Origin of the sequence: Pseudomonas farsensis (genome assembly GCF_014268805.2) — a bacterium.
Taxonomy (GTDB): domain Bacteria; phylum Pseudomonadota; class Gammaproteobacteria; order Pseudomonadales; family Pseudomonadaceae; genus Aquipseudomonas; species Aquipseudomonas farsensis.
The window spans coordinates 201513-216140 of record NZ_JABWRF020000004.1; the positions used below are offsets into that span (position 1 = coordinate 201513).

Sequence of the window (14628 nt, forward strand, 5' to 3'; positions counted from 1 at the left end):
TGTACAAAACCATAGAATCTCCCACAGGTTGCGTCGCTTTTTGATTTTGTGGGAGATCACCCAGCCCTTCCGGGCTGCGCTGCCGCGCAGAGAGCTGGGCAGCGTGGGAGCGGGCTTGCCCCGCGATGGATGGCGTAGCCCTCGCGGCAATATCAAAGGCATAAAAAAGCCCCGGTTCTCACCGGGGCTCATTCTTACCGCTTGTCGCTAAGCCTGTAGCTGCTTAAGCCTGGACAACCGGGATGTTGGCGCTGGCTGCCGCCTCGCGGAACTCGGCGATCTGGTCGAAGCTCAGGTAGCGGTAGACGTCGGCAGACATGCTGTCGATGTCCTTGGCGTACTGCATGTACTCCTCGACGGTCGGCAGCTTGCCGATGATCGAAGCGACCGCAGCCAGCTCGGCCGAGGCCAGGTACACGTTGGTAGCATCACCCAGACGGTTCGGGAAGTTACGGGTCGAAGTGGAGACCACGGTAGAGCCGGTCTGCACACGTGCCTGGTTACCCATGCACAGCGAGCAGCCTGGCATTTCCATGCGCGCACCGGCCTTGCCGTAGATGCCGTAGTAGCCTTCTTCGGTCAGCTGGTGTGCGTCCATCTTGGTTGGCGGAGCCAGCCACAGACGGGTCGGGATACCGCCCTTGACCTTCTCCAGCAGCTTGCCGGCAGCGCGGAAGTGGCCGATGTTGGTCATGCACGAACCGATGAACACTTCGTCGATCTTCTCGCCCTGTACCGAAGACAGCAGGCGGGCGTCGTCCGGGTCGTTCGGCGCGCAGAGCACAGGCTCCTTGACGTCGGCCAGGTCGATTTCGATGATCTCTGCGTATTCGGCATCGGCGTCGGCCGACAGCAGCTCAGGGTTGGCCAGCCAGGCTTCCATGGCTTGTGCGCGGCGCTCCAGGGTGCGTGCATCGCCGTAGCCTTCGCTGATCATCCAGCGCAGCAGGGTGATGTTCGACTGCAGGTACTCGGCAACGGCCTTTTCCGGCAGCTTGATGGTGCAACCTGCTGCCGAACGCTCAGCCGAGGCGTCGGACAGCTCGAAGGCTTGTTCGACGGTCAGTTCGTTGAGGCCTTCGATTTCCAGGATGCGACCCGAGAAGGCGTTTTTCTTGCCTTTTTTCTCGACGGTCAGCAGGCCTTGCTGGATGGCGTAGTAAGGGATGGCATGGACCAGGTCACGCAGGGTGATGCCAGGCTGCAGCTTGCCCTTGAAGCGCACCAGGATCGACTCGGGCATGTCCAGCGGCATGACGCCGGTGGCAGCGGCGAAGGCGACCAGGCCGGAACCGGCCGGGAACGAAATGCCGATCGGGAAGCGGGTGTGCGAGTCGCCACCGGTACCCACGGTGTCAGGCATCAGCATGCGGTTCAGCCAGCTGTGGATGATGCCGTCGCCTGGGCGCAGCGACACGCCGCCACGGGTGCGGATGAAGTCTGGCAGGGTGTGGTGGGTGGTCACGTCGATCGGCTTTGGATAAGCCGCGGTGTGGCAGAACGACTGCATTACCAGGTCAGCCGAGAAGCCCAGGCAGGCGAGGTCTTTGAGCTCGTCGCGGGTCATCGGGCCGGTGGTGTCCTGGGAGCCGACGGTGGTCATCTTCGGTTCGCAGTAGGCGCCTGGGCGTACGCCCTGGCCTTCTGGCAGGCCGCATGCACGGCCGACCATCTTCTGCGCCAGGGTGAAGCCTTTGTTGGATTCGGCAGGCTGATCAGGCTTTTTGAACAGGTCGACTGGGCCCAGGCCCAGTTCGGCGCGAGCTTTATCGGTCAAACCGCGGCCAACGATCAGCGGGATACGGCCGCCAGCACGGACTTCGTCGAGCAGGACCGGGGTCTTGAGTTCGAAGTTGGTGACCAGCTCGTTGCTTTCGTGGCGGCGCACTTCACCTTTGTATGGGTACACGTCGATGACGTCGCCCATGGCCAGGTTGGTGCAGTCGAATTCGATCGGCAGGGCGCCGGCGTCTTCCATGGTGTTGTAGAAGATCGGGGCGATCTTGGTGCCGAAGCAGAAACCACCGGCGCGCTTGTTCGGCACGTACGGGATGTCGTCGCCGAAGAACCACAGCACCGAGTTGGTAGCCGATTTACGCGACGAACCCGTACCCACCACGTCGCCGACGTAGGCGACCGGGAAGCCTTTGGCGCGGACGGCTTCGATCTGCTTGAGCGGGCCAACCGAACCGGGTTGCTCAGGCTCGATGCCGTCACGGGCCATTTTCAGCATGGCCAGGGCGTGCAGCGGGATATCAGGGCGCGACCAGGCGTCCGGAGCCGGCGACAGGTCGTCGGTGTTGGTTTCGCCAGGCACCTTGAACACGGTCAGGGTGTATTTTTCGGCGATTGCCGGGCGCTTGGTGAACCACTCGCCGGCAGCCCAGGATTCCAGTACGGCTTGGGCGTGGGCGTTGCCCGACTTGGCTTTTTCGGCCACATCGTGGAAGGCATCGAACATCAGCAGGGTGTGCTTGAGCTGTTCGGCCGCGACGGCGCCCAGTTCGGCGTCATCCAGCAGCGCGACCAGCGTCTCGATGTTGTAGCCGCCCTGCATGGTACCCAGCAGCTCGGTGGCGTGCTTGCGGTCGAGCAGTGGCGAAGTGGCTTCGCCCTTGGCGATGGCAGAGAGGAAAGCGGCCTTGACGTAGGCAGCTTCGTCCACCCCTGGTGGAACGCGGTTGGTGATCAGGTCTACGAGGAAGGCTTCTTCGCCGGCCGGCGGGTTTTTCAGCAGCTCGACCAGGCCTGCGGTTTGTTCGGCGTTCAGCGGCTGGGGCACGATGCCCAGAGCGGCACGCTCTTCGATGTGTTTGCGGTAGGCTTCAAGCACAGTTATTACCCTCATCAGTGGTCCCTAAAGGGGGTCCGGGACGCTCATCCAGCATTCCTTGCACCCATGCGCAGCAACGGCTTTTTGAGCCGCAGGGCCAGGGTCGCAGAGAATCCTTACAGAAGCTGTTTTCAAAGTTTTACGCCTGTAGAACGGAAGGCTGATGAGGGGTTGGTACGGGGCAGGGTGCCTGGCCCGGACCAACGCCGTTCTACCGGATGAACTGTGCTCGTGACGCTTTGAAAACAGCTTCCAACGGACATTGTTGCCTTGAAAAGGCGGGTTGATTCTACGGTAAAAAATGCCCGATGGTAAGGCGGGGAAGATGACTTTAACGAGTGACCCTGGTTAGACAAAGGGCTAACATGGCCGCATGTTCCACCCCCAGACCGTTGTTTGCTCATGTCCAACCAGTCCATCAAGACCCCTTGTGTCGGCCTCTGCTCCACTGTCTACGGTGACCTGGTGTGCCGTGGCTGCAAGCGTTTTCACCATGAAGTGATCCACTGGAACGGCTACGACGACGAGCAGAAGCGCGCGGTGTGGCTGCGCCTGGAGCAACTGCTGGTGCAGGTGATGATGGCCAAGCTTGAAGTGTTCGACAAAGCGCTGCTGCGCCAGCAACTGGAAAACCGCTCGATCCGCTTCGTCGAGCATCAGTCGGTGTATTGCTGGGCATACCAGCTGATCGCCCGTGGGGCGCGCATGATCCGCGAACTTGAGGCCTACGGCATGGTGTTGCTGCCGGAGTTTCGCGATTGGGAGCTGCCGCAACTGCGCGATGCGATTGACCGCGAGTTCTTTTTGTTGTCCGAGGCACACTACCAGCGCTACATCGCCCCAAGCTTTCTGCGCGACGCCATGGGTTGAAGCTGATGGCCTCATCGCAGGCTGTCGCCAGCTCCTACAGGAACTGGGCAAGGCCTCAATTGTGCGACTGTGCGCGATCTCTGTGGGAGCTGGCGACAGCCTGCGATGAGGCCCATGCAGGCCGGTAAATCAGTCGCCGGTGTATTCGCAACCGCTGGTGCAGGTTTCGTGAATACGCACTTTCGAAAGCTCCGGCAGCAGCGGCTTGACCTGTTCCCAGATCCACTTGGCGATCACTTCGCTGGTAGGGTTTTCAAGGCCTGGGATGTCGTTCAGGTAATTGTGATCGAGCTGCTCGTAAAGCGGCTTGAAAATCGCCTTGATCTCGGAAAAGTCGCGGATCCAGCCGGTGTGCGGATCAAGCGGGCCAGTCAAGTGCAGGGCGACCTTGAACGAGTGGCCATGCAGGCGCCCGCATTTGTGCCCGGCAGGGACGTGCGGCAGGCGGTGGGCCGATTCGAAAGTGAATTCCTTGAAGATTTCCACGCTGTATGAACTCTGTGTGTAACGAAAATTGCGCGCAGTCTACCAGCATGCCCGCTACAAGGCTTGCAGCCGATCAGCCAACTGCCCGGTGGCAATCAGCTCCAGTAGCTCATCGCCCAGGCGCTGGCTCTCGGTGATGGCCTTGTACCAGTAGCGCTTGCGCCCGGCGGCATCGCCCATGAAACGCTTGAAATCGTTGCGGTCGGGCAACTTGCCGTAGGGTAGGGCGGCCAGATACTGCGGCGAGGGTGTGAGCAGCAGCACGTTGCGCAAACGCTCGGCGTCGCCACGGCGCCAGGGCAGGGCCTTGTCGAACCAGCCCGGCACCACTTTGTCGGTGAAGTGCGGGTACAGCACCAAGTCGTCGCCTGCGTAAGGCAGGTCGAGGTGGTAGTCGAGCAGGCCGCCATCGCGGTAGGTGCCGGCGCCTGCGCCGGGTATGTCACGCACGCCTTCCATCACCATCGGGATCGAACCCGAAGCCAGCAGAGCGTGGCGCAGGTTGGCAAGGTCCAGCGCCAGGCAGCGTGAGGGGAAATCGGTCAACGGCCCCAGCGGCGGCGCTGCGCGCTGGTCGTGCAGGATAACCCGCTCGAAGTGCCGGCCCAGGTTGGCGCGGCCCAGCAGGTTGCTGGCGATCACCGAACCCAGGCCCATGCCCAGGCGCCCGCGATGGTCGTGGGCCAAATGGCCGTGGCTTTTGACCACCAGAATATTCAGCCGATAGTGCGGGTTGGCCAGAATCTGCCCGTCGCGGCCTTGCAGCAAGTCATCGAGCATGCGCTGGCAGCTCTGGCTGATCTGCCGCGCAGTGACACCTTTGGCGAAGTCCTGCTCGGTATACAGCTCGCCAAGGCGGCGGATGCCGGCAACCGGGTTGTCGAGGCAGGCACTGGCAAAGCGCCAGGAGCCGATCGAAGCACCGATCAGCGCCCGTTGGCGTGGCGCCGAGGGCAGCCATTCACCGAACAGCGCCAGGTCAAGGCCCTGGATGCCCAGCGGCTTGGGCCCGCCTGCAGCACCCGGCAATACACCCACATCGCCAGCCTGCAAGCCACGCTCGCGGATCTGGCGCATGGCGCGTTGCCCGGCCTTGAGTGTCAAGGCGGGGTATTTGATATGGATGGCGGTCATGGCGTCTCTCGTGCCGGGCAGGTGCGCATTATAGAGCAACACCTGGGTTGGGCACGAAGGCCTGCGAGAGCGCCCGAGCCTGCGTTATCATGCACCCCGTTGTTTTCAGGTTGAATTAAGGACCCAGGGTTAATGTTGATTGCGTAGACAACTTCTAGCCCTCCAAGGAGAAACATTCATGAAAACGTTGACTGCCCTGTTCACCGCCGCTGCCCTGACCTTCGGTGCTACCGCTGCGTTCGCCAAAGACGTGCAACCCGATGAAGTGGTCAAGCTGGTGAACGCCAAGACCATCAAGTCCCTGGATGAGCTCAAGGCTACCGCCGTCGCCAAGCACCCAGGCGCCACCGTCACCGATTCGGAGCTGGAAGACGAATACGGTCGCTACATCTACAAAGTCGAGCTGCGCGATGCGCAAAATGTCGAGTGGGACGTTGACCTGGACGCCAAGACCGGTGAAGTCCTGAAGGACGCGCGAGACAACTGATGAACGCACTCCCGCGAGCGGCGCGCTACCTGGCTCTGGCCCTTGCGGCTGTGTGTTCGCTGGCGGCCGCCCGCGACCTGGACCAGGATGAGGCACTGGCGCTACGGCAAAAGGGCATCATCCTGCCGCTTGAGCAACTGCTTGAAGCCGCCCTGGGGCGTTACCCCGGGGCGCGCTTGCTTGAGGCGGAGCTGGAAGAAAAGCACAAGCGCTACGAATACGAAGTCGAGCTGCTCACCCCGCAGGGTGTGGTGCGCGAGATCAAGCTCGACGCCCGCACCGGTGCGTTGCTCAAAGACGAGGAAGACGACTGAATGCGCCTGTTGCTGGTCGAAGACAATGTGCCCCTGGCCGACGAACTCACCGCCGCCCTGCAGCGCCAGGGCTATGCCCTGGACTGGTTGGCCGATGGCCGCGATGCGGTCTACCAGGGCCAGAGCGAACCCTATGACCTGATCATCCTCGACCTCGGCCTGCCTGGCATGCCGGGGTTGGAGGTGCTCGCGCAGTGGCGCGCAGCCAAGCTGGCCACCCCGGTGCTGGTGCTGACCGCCCGTGGTTCATGGGCCGAGCGCATCGAAGGGCTCAAGGCGGGCGCTGATGACTACCTGACCAAGCCATTCCACCCCGAGGAGTTGCAACTGCGCATCCAGGCCTTGCTGCGCCGTGCCAAGGGGCTGGCCAACCAGCCGCGGCTCGAAGCGGCGGGGCTGCACCTGGACGAATCGCGCCAGTGTGTCAGCCGCGAGGGTGTCGATATCCAGCTGACTGCCGCCGAGTTTCGCCTGTTGCGTTACTTCATGCTGCACCCAGGCCAGGTGCTGTCCAAGAGCCACCTGGCCGAACACCTCTACGACGGTGAGACCGAGCGTGATTCCAACGTGCTCGAAGTGCACGTCAACCATCTGCGCCGCAAGCTCGGCCGCGCGGTGATCGAAACCCGTCGTGGCCAAGGTTACGTGTATGCCGGGAGTGCTGCGTGAAGTCGATCCAGGGGCGCCTGAGCCTGGGCCTGGTGGCGGTGCTGGTGGTGGTCGGGTTGTGCGTGGCGCAGCTGACCCTGTGGCTGTTCGAGGCCGGCCTGCAGCGCTACCTGGAAAGCGGCTTGCGCAAGGAAAGCGAGAACCTGCTGGTGGCGCTGGTGCGCGGCCCCAATGGCCTGCAACTGGATGAACGGCGTATTTCCTCGGCTTATCAACGGCCGTTTTCCGGCTACTACTTTCGCATCGACTTCGAGCAAGGCACCTGGCGCTCGCGCTCGCTGTGGGACTTGAACATGCCCAAACCGGCCAAGGCCGGGCTGGACGATGGGCACGAACTGGGCCCCGAAGGCCAGCATCTGCTGGCTTTTCGCGGTGATTACCGGCGCCTGGGCCAGGACATTTCCATCAGCGTGGCGCAGGACTATTCCCCGGTGCGCGAAGGTTTCCGGCGCATGCAGCAGGTTGGCCTGGGCATCGGCCTGGTAGCGCTGGTGCTGGTGCTGGTGCTGCAGCGCATCACCGTGACCCGCTCGCTGCGCCCGCTGGAGCGTGCACGCCTGCAGATCGCCCAGTTGCAGCAGGGCAAACGCTCGCAACTGGACGCCGAGGTGCCCAGCGAGCTGCAACCTCTGGTCGACCAGATCAACCACCTGCTGGCCCACACCGAAGACAGCCTGCGCCGCTCGCGCAATGCCTTGGGCAACCTTGGCCACGCCCTGAAGACGCCCCTGGCGGTGCTACTTAGCCTGGCGGCCAGCGAGCGCCTGCAAGGGCTGCCTGAGGTGCGCACGCAACTGCGCGAGCAACTGGAGCAGATCCAGCAGCGCCTGGCCCGCGAGCTCAACCGCGCACGCCTGGCGGGCGATGCGCTGCCTGGCGCGCAGTTCGATTGCGATGCCGAGCTGCCGGGCTTGATGTCGACACTGGGCATGATCCACGGCGAAGGGCTGCTGCTGGCTCGCGATGTGCCACCGGGCTTGCTGCTGCCGTGGGACCGTGAAGACCTGCTGGAGCTGCTGGGCAACCTGCTGGATAACGCCTGCAAGTGGGCCGACAGCGAAGTGCGTCTGGGTATTGCGCCAACCACCGAAGGCTATCAGTTATGGGTCGATGACGATGGCCCAGGCATCCCCGAGGGCCAGCGCTTGCAGGTGCTCGAGCGCGGCTCGCGGCTGGACGAGCAGGTCGATGGCCACGGCTTGGGGCTGGGTATCGTGCGCGACATCGTCGAAGCCTGGGGCGGGCGCATCGCGCTGCTTGAGAGCACTCTTGGCGGGTTGCGGGTCAGCATCGACCTGCCGCGCAAACACCATTGACTTGCAGGGCGGGCGCTATGGCCCGCCTCGATGCTGCAAAATAATTGCATCTCAAGCGCACTTTTTTGAATTAGCCGCCCCCACCGCCGCCCGGCACAATCGCCCCCACGAAACCTTTGGTTTCCATCCCTCCATGGACGGAACTCCTTGCGTTATTGCTCCGGCAATACGGGGCCCAGGCAAGCGGTGCTGGGCTTTCTTTTTCAACTAAAAAAAACACGACCCCATAATTTCGATGTCTGCCTCTCGTCCGCAAAGCCGCCTGCAGCGCTTGCTGCCGGCCCCTCTGAATAGCCCCCCAAAAGAATGGTTGCGCGCAGGCCTTGGCGCACTGCTCGGCCTGTTCCTGGCGGGTTACCTGTGTAGCCTGGCTTATGGCCCCTCGGTTGCCTTGCACTTGCTCGGCCCATTGGCCGCCTCGGCGGTGCTGGTATTTGCCGTACATTCAGGCCCATTGGCCCAGCCGTGGTCGGTGCTTGGCAGCTATGCCGTGGCCGGTGCCATAGGCCTGGCTATGCGCCAGGCTCTGGGCGGCGGCCTCTGGGTGGCCGCCGCCGCGTTAGGCATCGCCCTGGTGGTGATGTGCCTGCTGCGCTGCCTGCACCCGCCCGGTGGCGGTGTGGCGGCCAGTGCGGTGCTGGCTGACCCCGGGCTGGTTGCGCTTGGCGACCATCTGCTTGAGCCCGTGCTGCTCAACGCACTGGTGCTGGTGCTGGTGGCCGTGATGTACAACCGGCTGACCGGGGTGCGCTACCCCAAAGGCGTGCCCCCGCGTAAAGACGCGCACCACACCCACGACCCGCTGCCCAACGAACGCGTGGGCTTCAGCGGTGCGGACCTGGACCAGGCCTTGGAGGACATTGGCGAGTTCGTCGACGTGACCCGCGAGGAGTTGCAGCGGATCATCCTGGCCACCGAACAGCATGCGTTGCAGCGCAGCCTGGGCGGTATCACTGCGGGTTCGCTGATGTCCCGTGATGTGCAGTCGGCCAGCCCGGACACCACCTTGGAGCAGGCGTGGAAGATGCTCTCAGGCCATCATCTGAAAACCCTGCCGGTGCTCGACAACGGCCAGCTGGCCGGCATTGTCAGCCTGAGCGACCTGGTCGGCCCGGCCATGGCGCGCGGGCGGTTCAGCTGGCGGGGCGTGTTTGGCCGAAAGCCCGTGCGGCTTGGCCAGGTGATGAGCCGGCGGGTCGTCAGCGTGACCAGCCAGCACCCATTGGAGCGCCTGTTGCCGCTGCTTTGCGAGCAGGGCCTGCACTGCCTGCCGGTGCTTGATGAGGGCCGCTTGGTGGGGGTGATTACCCAAACCGACTTGATTGCCGGCCTGAAGCGGCATTTGCTCAATGCCGCAGGGCAGGCGTCAGATAACCGGGTCCCAGCGCTGTGACCAGTCGCTCTCGCCGGCTGCGATCAGCCGGCGCAGCACGCTGAAGGCCTGCTGCAACGCCTCGCTGTCGCGCTTGCGGGCGTACACCAAGAACGTTGGGTAGGTAAATTCCGGCGCATGCGGCACGCGCTCGAACACCCCGCTTTGCAGGTAGGCCTGGACCACGCGGGTGCGGAAGTAGCCACTGCCGCCTTGGTCGAGAATGAACTGCAGGGCCAACGGCCCGAGGTTGAAACTCAGCGCCGGGCGCGAGAGGTCGGGCAGGGCGGCATCGTGCTGGCGCCGGAAGGCTTCGCCCCAGTCGATATAGACGTAAGGGGCGGGGGCATCCACCCGGCGTATGCGGATCAGTTTTTCTTCCATCAACTGCTCGACCTGCAGCCCGGGGCCGTAGGTGGGCTGGTACACCAGCGCGGCGTCCAGCAGGCCCATCTCGACCTTGCGCAGCAGCGACTCGCCATCGCTGACTTCGCTGCGGATGGCATGGCTGGGCAGTTCGCGGTGCAGCGCGCTGACCCAGTCGAGCATCATCGGGTTGCCCAGGCTCACTTCCCCGCCCACATGCAGCACTTGCTGGCAGCCTTGCGGCAATGGCAGATCGCGCCGCGCCGCTTCCCAGGTTTGCACCAACTGGTTGGCATAGATGACGAACGCCTCGCCATCGCTGGTAAGGCTGGCGCCGCTGCGGTTGCGCACGAACAGCTGGCAGCCGAGTTGTTGTTCGAGGCGTTGCACGCGAGCGGTGATGGCAGTTTGCGATACGAACAGGCGCTCTGCCGCAGCGACAAGGCTGCCGCAGCGGACGATTTCGAGGAAGGTTCGGGCCTGTTCGATGTCCATGGCGCTGCTCGGTGGGGAGGGTTGCGTATTCTAAAGCGCTTTGCACCGAAATGGGGCTCTACCGGCGGGCCTGCCAACCGTTGATTCGGGTTGTTACGCCGGTTTGGCTGTAGGAGCGGCCTTGTGTCGCGATGGGGTGCGCAGCAGCCCCCAGGATCCAAGCCTTACGCAGAACCTCTGGGGCCGCTTTGCAGCCCATCGCGACACAAGGCCGCTCCTACACTTAAAGCTGCCACCAGCCCATGCAAATCTGCACAACCGTTGCGACTTAAGTCCGATGGCGGCGCGCCAACCCCGGTCCATACTCATCATTCGCCCTTCAATAACAACAAGTACCGGGTTGCGAAAACGATGACTTATCAGCACAGCTACACCCAGTCCATAGCCGACCCCGCAGCCTTCTGGAAAACCCAGTCAGACGCCCTGGCCTGGTACCAAAAGCCCACTCAGACCCTGCAGCAAAACCCCGACGGCACCCACCGCTGGTTCGAGGACGGCCGCCTGAACACCTGCTACCTGGCCCTCGACCACCAGATCGAGCAAGGCCGCGGCGACCAACTGGCGCTGATCTACGATTCGCCCGTCACCGCCACCCAACAGACCTACACCTATAACCAGTTGCGCGACGAAGTGGCGCGCCTGGCCGGCTTGCTCCGCAGCCTGGGCGTGGGCAAGGGCGATGGCGTGATCATCTACATGCCCATGGTCCCCCAAGCCGCCATGGCCATGCTCGCCTGCGCGCGCATCGGTGCCGTTCATTCAGTAGTGTTTGGTGGTTTCGCCGCCAACGAGCTGGCCCTGCGCATTGACGACGCCCGCCCTGCGCTGATCCTCACGGCCTCGTGCGGCCTGGAGTTCGACCGTGTCATCCACTACAAGCCCCTGGTGGACCGCGCCTTGCAACTGGCCCGCCATCAACCTCGCCACGTCCTGGTGCTGCAGCGCCCGCAGGCCCACGCCGAGTTGTTGCCGCAGCGCGACCTCGACTGGCAGCAGGCGCTGGCCACCGCCCAGCCTGTGGCTCCGGTGGAGCTGGCGGCAGGCGACCCGCTGTACATCATGTATACCTCCGGCACCACCGGCAAACCCAAGGGCATCGTGCGCGAAAACGGCGGCAACGCGGTGGCCCTGTGCTACGCCATGCGCCATATCTACGGCATGCAGGCGGGGGACGTCTGGTGGGGTATTTCCGACGTCGGTTGGGTAGTAGGGCATTCGCTGATCGTCTACGGGCCGCTGATGAGCGGCTGTACCACGGTGTTCTATGAAGGCAAGCCGATCCGCACCCCCGATGCTTCTGCGTACTGGCGCGTGGTGCAGCAGTACCAGGTCAACGCGCTGTTCTGCGCACCCACCGCCATGCGTGCGATCCGCAAGGAAGACCCTGAAGGCGAGCTGATCCGTGGCCACAACCTGAGCTGCCTGCGCCAGTTGTTCCTGGCCGGCGAAAAGCTCGACTCCAGCACCCACGAATGGCTTGAGCGGGTCAGCGGCAAGCCGGTGCACGACCATTGGTGGCAAACCGAAACCGGCTGGCCGGTGACTGCGCCCTGCGTTGGGCTGGAAGGTAGCGCCGCACGGCCTGGATCGAGCAACCGCGCGGTGCCTGGCTACCATGTGCAGGTGCTGGACGATGATGGCAAGGTGCTTGGCCCGAACCAGCAGGGTGCCATTGTCATCGCGCTGCCCTTGCCGCCTGGCTGCAGCCAGACCCTCTGGGGCGACCACGACCGCTATCTTGAGGCGTATCTGCACACCCACCCGGGCTACTATCACACGGGCGATGGTGGCTACCTGGACGACGAGGGTTTTGTCTACATCATGGGCCGTACCGACGACGTGATAAACGTCTCTGGCCACCGCCTGTCCACAGGCGAGATGGAAGACTTGGTCGCCCGCCACCCGGCGGTGGCCGAGTGTGCGGTAATCGGCGTGCATGATGACATCAAGGGCCAGGTGCCGCTGGCGTTGGTGGTGCTCAAGGACGGGCAGGGCATTGGCGAGGCGCAGTTGCAGTCCGAGCTTGCCGCCAGTGTCCGCGAGCATATTGGCGCGCTGGCCTGTTTCAATCAGGTGCGGCTGGTGAAGCGCTTGCCCAAGACCCGCTCGGGCAAGATTCTGCGGGCGGTGCTGCGCAAGATTGCTGATGGGCAGCCGTATATCCCGCCCTCAACGCTGGATGATCCGGCGGTGCTTGGGGAGATTGAAGGGGTGTTGGCCAACCTGGCGCGTGCGGGGTGAGGTTAGGTGCTCGCCTGTACCGGCCTCATCGCAGGCTGGCGCCAGCTCCCACAGGGATCTGAGCCAGGCTCGGATATCGCGGCTGACGCGGCCTCTGTGGGAGCTGGCGATAGCCTGCGATGAGGCCGCCCCGCGCTGGCACAAAACCCTGGAGTTTCCAACGCTGCCCAGTTCTCTGGGCGATTTCCTACAGTTGGCGGCGAAAAGCAGGCCAGCGTGGTGCCCCTCACGGCCCAACTTGATGTAGTTGTCCCAACCGGCTGCGGGTGCGCATCAGGTCGCCAATTGCGCCGCCCAGGCTGTCTGCCAACGGGCGTTTGCCAATCACCGTCACCTGGCGATCCTGGTCATACAGCACATCCACCAGGTTGACGAAACGCTGCTGGGCGGCCAGCGAGCATTCGGCCAAGTCGTCCAGGCCGTCGATGATCCAGTGCTGGTAACGCTCGGCCAGCGCCAGGTAGTCAATTACCGCGGTGGCCTGCTCGCACAGGTCGCTGAAGCTGAACATCACTTGCTGGCCATCTTCTGCCAGCACCCGCAACGGGCGTTTGTTGACCTCCAGCACTTTTGCCTCACTCGGCGGCAGTTGCAGTTCTGCACGCTGCTCGGCATCGCCTGGCCACACATAGTACCCCTGGGTAAAGCGCTGGTGCTCGCGGTTGGCCGGCAGGCTGCGAAAGTCGGTATCGCCGCCCACTTCCAGCACCTGCATGCGCCCGTGGATCAAGCGGATTACCGGCAGAAAACGCTCGTGGTACAGCGGGTTGGGGAGCAGGCCCTCAGGGGCGTAGTTGGAGGTCACCAGCAGAAACACGCCGCGTTCGAACAAGGCCGTGAACAGCCGCGTCAGCAGCATGGCATCGCCGATGTCATGCACATGGAATTCGTCGAAGCACAGCACCTGCACTTCACCCAGCAGTTCATCGAGCGTCGCCTCCAGGGCATCGTCCAGGGCGCGATGGCGGTGCATGCCCTGGTGCAGCCGGGCGAAGAAATCGTGAAAGTGCAGGCGCCGCTTTGCGCTAACCGGCACGGCCTGGAAAAAACCGTCGAGCAACCAGCTCTTGCCGCGCCCGACCGAGCCGTGCAGGTACAAACTGCACGCCTGGCCTTGTTCCAGCACAGCCAGTTGCGTGGCCATGGCGTCGATGACTAGGCGTTGGCCGTCGCTGAGCAAGTAGCCGCGGTCGCGGGCCTTGTCCTGAAAGTGCGTCAGCAGTGCGCTTGGCGCGGGCTCGCAAGTGCGCGCGCGGCGCAGCGGGGCAGGGATCCAGCTGGGCAAGGGGCAAGGTCCTCGGCGTGGGGGCAGCCTTGGATTCTGACCAATAGTGCAGACGCGGTGCAAGCCCACTCCCCAGCCAGCATTGCCAGCGCGGTTCAGCCCTTGCGCTGGAGCTGCCGGTCGATCATGTACTTCACGGCCAGCCTACGTTCCTTGAGGCGGCGCAGGTCCTCATCGACGAAGTTGCCCGCTGAAATAGCCTCGGCAGCCAGGACCTGATTGTCGATGTCGACATAGTCGTCTAGCAGGCGGTCGAGTTCCTTGTCCTGCTGACGGCGCTGTTGGACGATTTCACGGGGGTAGTGCAGGTCCTGATAAAGGTCGTGGGAAACTGGCATGGCGCCTCCTTGTGATGCGCAGGTTAAGGTCTACCTGATTGGAAGGGCCAAAGCCGATTGTGTTGAAGCGAGACGGAAAAAATACGACGAGCGGTACGCTGCCACCGCGAGTCAGCCGCAAGGAATCGCCGCTGCCAAAATACAGATGGACTAACTTGCTGTTTTTCTGCGTTTTTTTTAAGAAAAAGCTTTTCAACTGGAAAAGGCGCTGGTAAAGTTCGGCCCATTCCCGAGCTGCTCCACACGGAGCACTCGGTGAATTGTCAGATCGACAGTGCATCAGTCACTCGTCACATCCGATACAGGGGCGTCGCCAAGCGGTAAGGCAGCAGGTTTTGATCCTGCCATGCGTTGGTTCGAATCCAGCCGCCCCTGCCATTACTTAATCAGCAGTCAGTCTCCCAATCGCCTTTCGGCGATTT

Annotated in this window: 13 protein-coding genes and 1 tRNA gene; 8 read left to right on the forward strand and 6 right to left on the reverse strand. The window is 63.3% G+C overall.

Translation table 11 applies throughout. From position 1 onward, the window contains the following. Nucleotides 1–223: 223 nt before the first annotated feature. A complete protein-coding gene (gene acnB / locus HU719_RS20750; protein WP_186535604.1) occupies nt 224–2833 on the reverse strand; it encodes a bifunctional aconitate hydratase 2/2-methylisocitrate dehydratase in 2610 nt (869 codons plus the stop codon). 402 nt (nt 2834–3235) lie between these two features. Between acnB and HU719_RS20755 the strand changes: the two genes are divergently transcribed. Then, nucleotides 3236–3703, forward strand: a complete 468-nt coding sequence (locus HU719_RS20755) for a DUF1289 domain-containing protein (RefSeq protein WP_186516992.1) — start codon at nt 3236–3238, stop codon at nt 3701–3703. Between the two features lie 129 nt (nt 3704–3832). Here HU719_RS20755 and queD read toward each other — a convergent pair whose 3' ends face one another. After that, nucleotides 3833–4189, reverse strand: a complete 357-nt coding sequence (gene queD, locus HU719_RS20760; RefSeq protein ID WP_110972230.1) for a 6-carboxytetrahydropterin synthase QueD — start codon at nt 4187–4189, stop codon at nt 3833–3835. Between the two features lie 54 nt (nt 4190–4243). Beyond that, nucleotides 4244–5323, reverse strand: coding sequence for a patatin-like phospholipase domain-containing protein (locus HU719_RS20765; RefSeq protein WP_186516993.1), 1080 nt, complete (start codon nt 5321–5323; stop codon nt 4244–4246). Between the two features lie 178 nt (nt 5324–5501). Between HU719_RS20765 and HU719_RS20770 the strand changes: the two genes are divergently transcribed. The 5 genes from HU719_RS20770 (at nt 5502) to HU719_RS20790 (ending at nt 9502) form a co-directional block, all read left to right on the forward strand. Continuing rightward, nucleotides 5502–5810, forward strand: coding sequence for a PepSY domain-containing protein (locus HU719_RS20770; protein WP_186535551.1), 309 nt, complete (start codon nt 5502–5504; stop codon nt 5808–5810). Then, on the forward strand, nt 5810–6124 hold the full coding sequence (locus HU719_RS20775) for a PepSY domain-containing protein (protein WP_186535552.1): 315 nt from the start codon (nt 5810–5812) through the stop codon (nt 6122–6124). Before HU719_RS20770 ends, HU719_RS20775 begins: the two co-directional genes overlap by 1 nt. Further along, nucleotides 6125–6793 (forward strand): response regulator transcription factor, encoded by a 669-nt coding sequence (locus HU719_RS20780; RefSeq protein ID WP_186516996.1) that lies wholly within the window; start codon nt 6125–6127, stop codon nt 6791–6793. After that, a complete protein-coding gene (locus tag HU719_RS20785) occupies nt 6790–8109 on the forward strand; it encodes an ATP-binding protein (protein ID WP_186516997.1) in 1320 nt (439 codons plus the stop codon). The genes HU719_RS20780 and HU719_RS20785 overlap by 4 nt, the downstream gene beginning before the upstream one ends. Before the next feature lie 235 nt (nt 8110–8344). After that, on the forward strand, nt 8345–9502 hold the full coding sequence (locus tag HU719_RS20790) for an HPP family protein (protein WP_186535553.1): 1158 nt from the start codon (nt 8345–8347) through the stop codon (nt 9500–9502). On the opposite strand, the gene HU719_RS20795 is transcribed toward HU719_RS20790, so the two are convergent. Then, nucleotides 9476–10342, reverse strand: coding sequence for a LysR family transcriptional regulator (locus HU719_RS20795; RefSeq protein ID WP_186517000.1), 867 nt, complete (start codon nt 10340–10342; stop codon nt 9476–9478). The genes HU719_RS20790 and HU719_RS20795 overlap by 27 nt on opposite strands. 351 nt (nt 10343–10693) lie before the next feature. Between HU719_RS20795 and HU719_RS20800 the strand changes: the two genes are divergently transcribed. Then, nucleotides 10694–12583, forward strand: a complete 1890-nt coding sequence (locus tag HU719_RS20800) for a propionyl-CoA synthetase (protein ID WP_186535554.1) — start codon at nt 10694–10696, stop codon at nt 12581–12583. Nucleotides 12584–12809: 226 nt separating this feature from the next. Here the strand turns inward: HU719_RS20800 and zapE are convergent, their stop codons facing one another. Then, a complete protein-coding gene (gene zapE, locus HU719_RS20805; RefSeq protein ID WP_186535556.1) occupies nt 12810–13868 on the reverse strand; it encodes a cell division protein ZapE in 1059 nt (352 codons plus the stop codon). 95 nt (nt 13869–13963) lie between these two features. Continuing rightward, nucleotides 13964–14206, reverse strand: a complete 243-nt coding sequence (locus HU719_RS20810) for a hypothetical protein (protein ID WP_186517058.1) — start codon at nt 14204–14206, stop codon at nt 13964–13966. A 303-nt stretch (nt 14207–14509) separates the two neighbouring features. Between HU719_RS20810 and HU719_RS20815 the strand changes: the two genes are divergently transcribed. Then, nucleotides 14510–14584: transfer RNA gene (locus HU719_RS20815), tRNA-Gln, on the forward strand. The last annotated feature ends 44 nt before the right edge of the window (nt 14585–14628 follow it).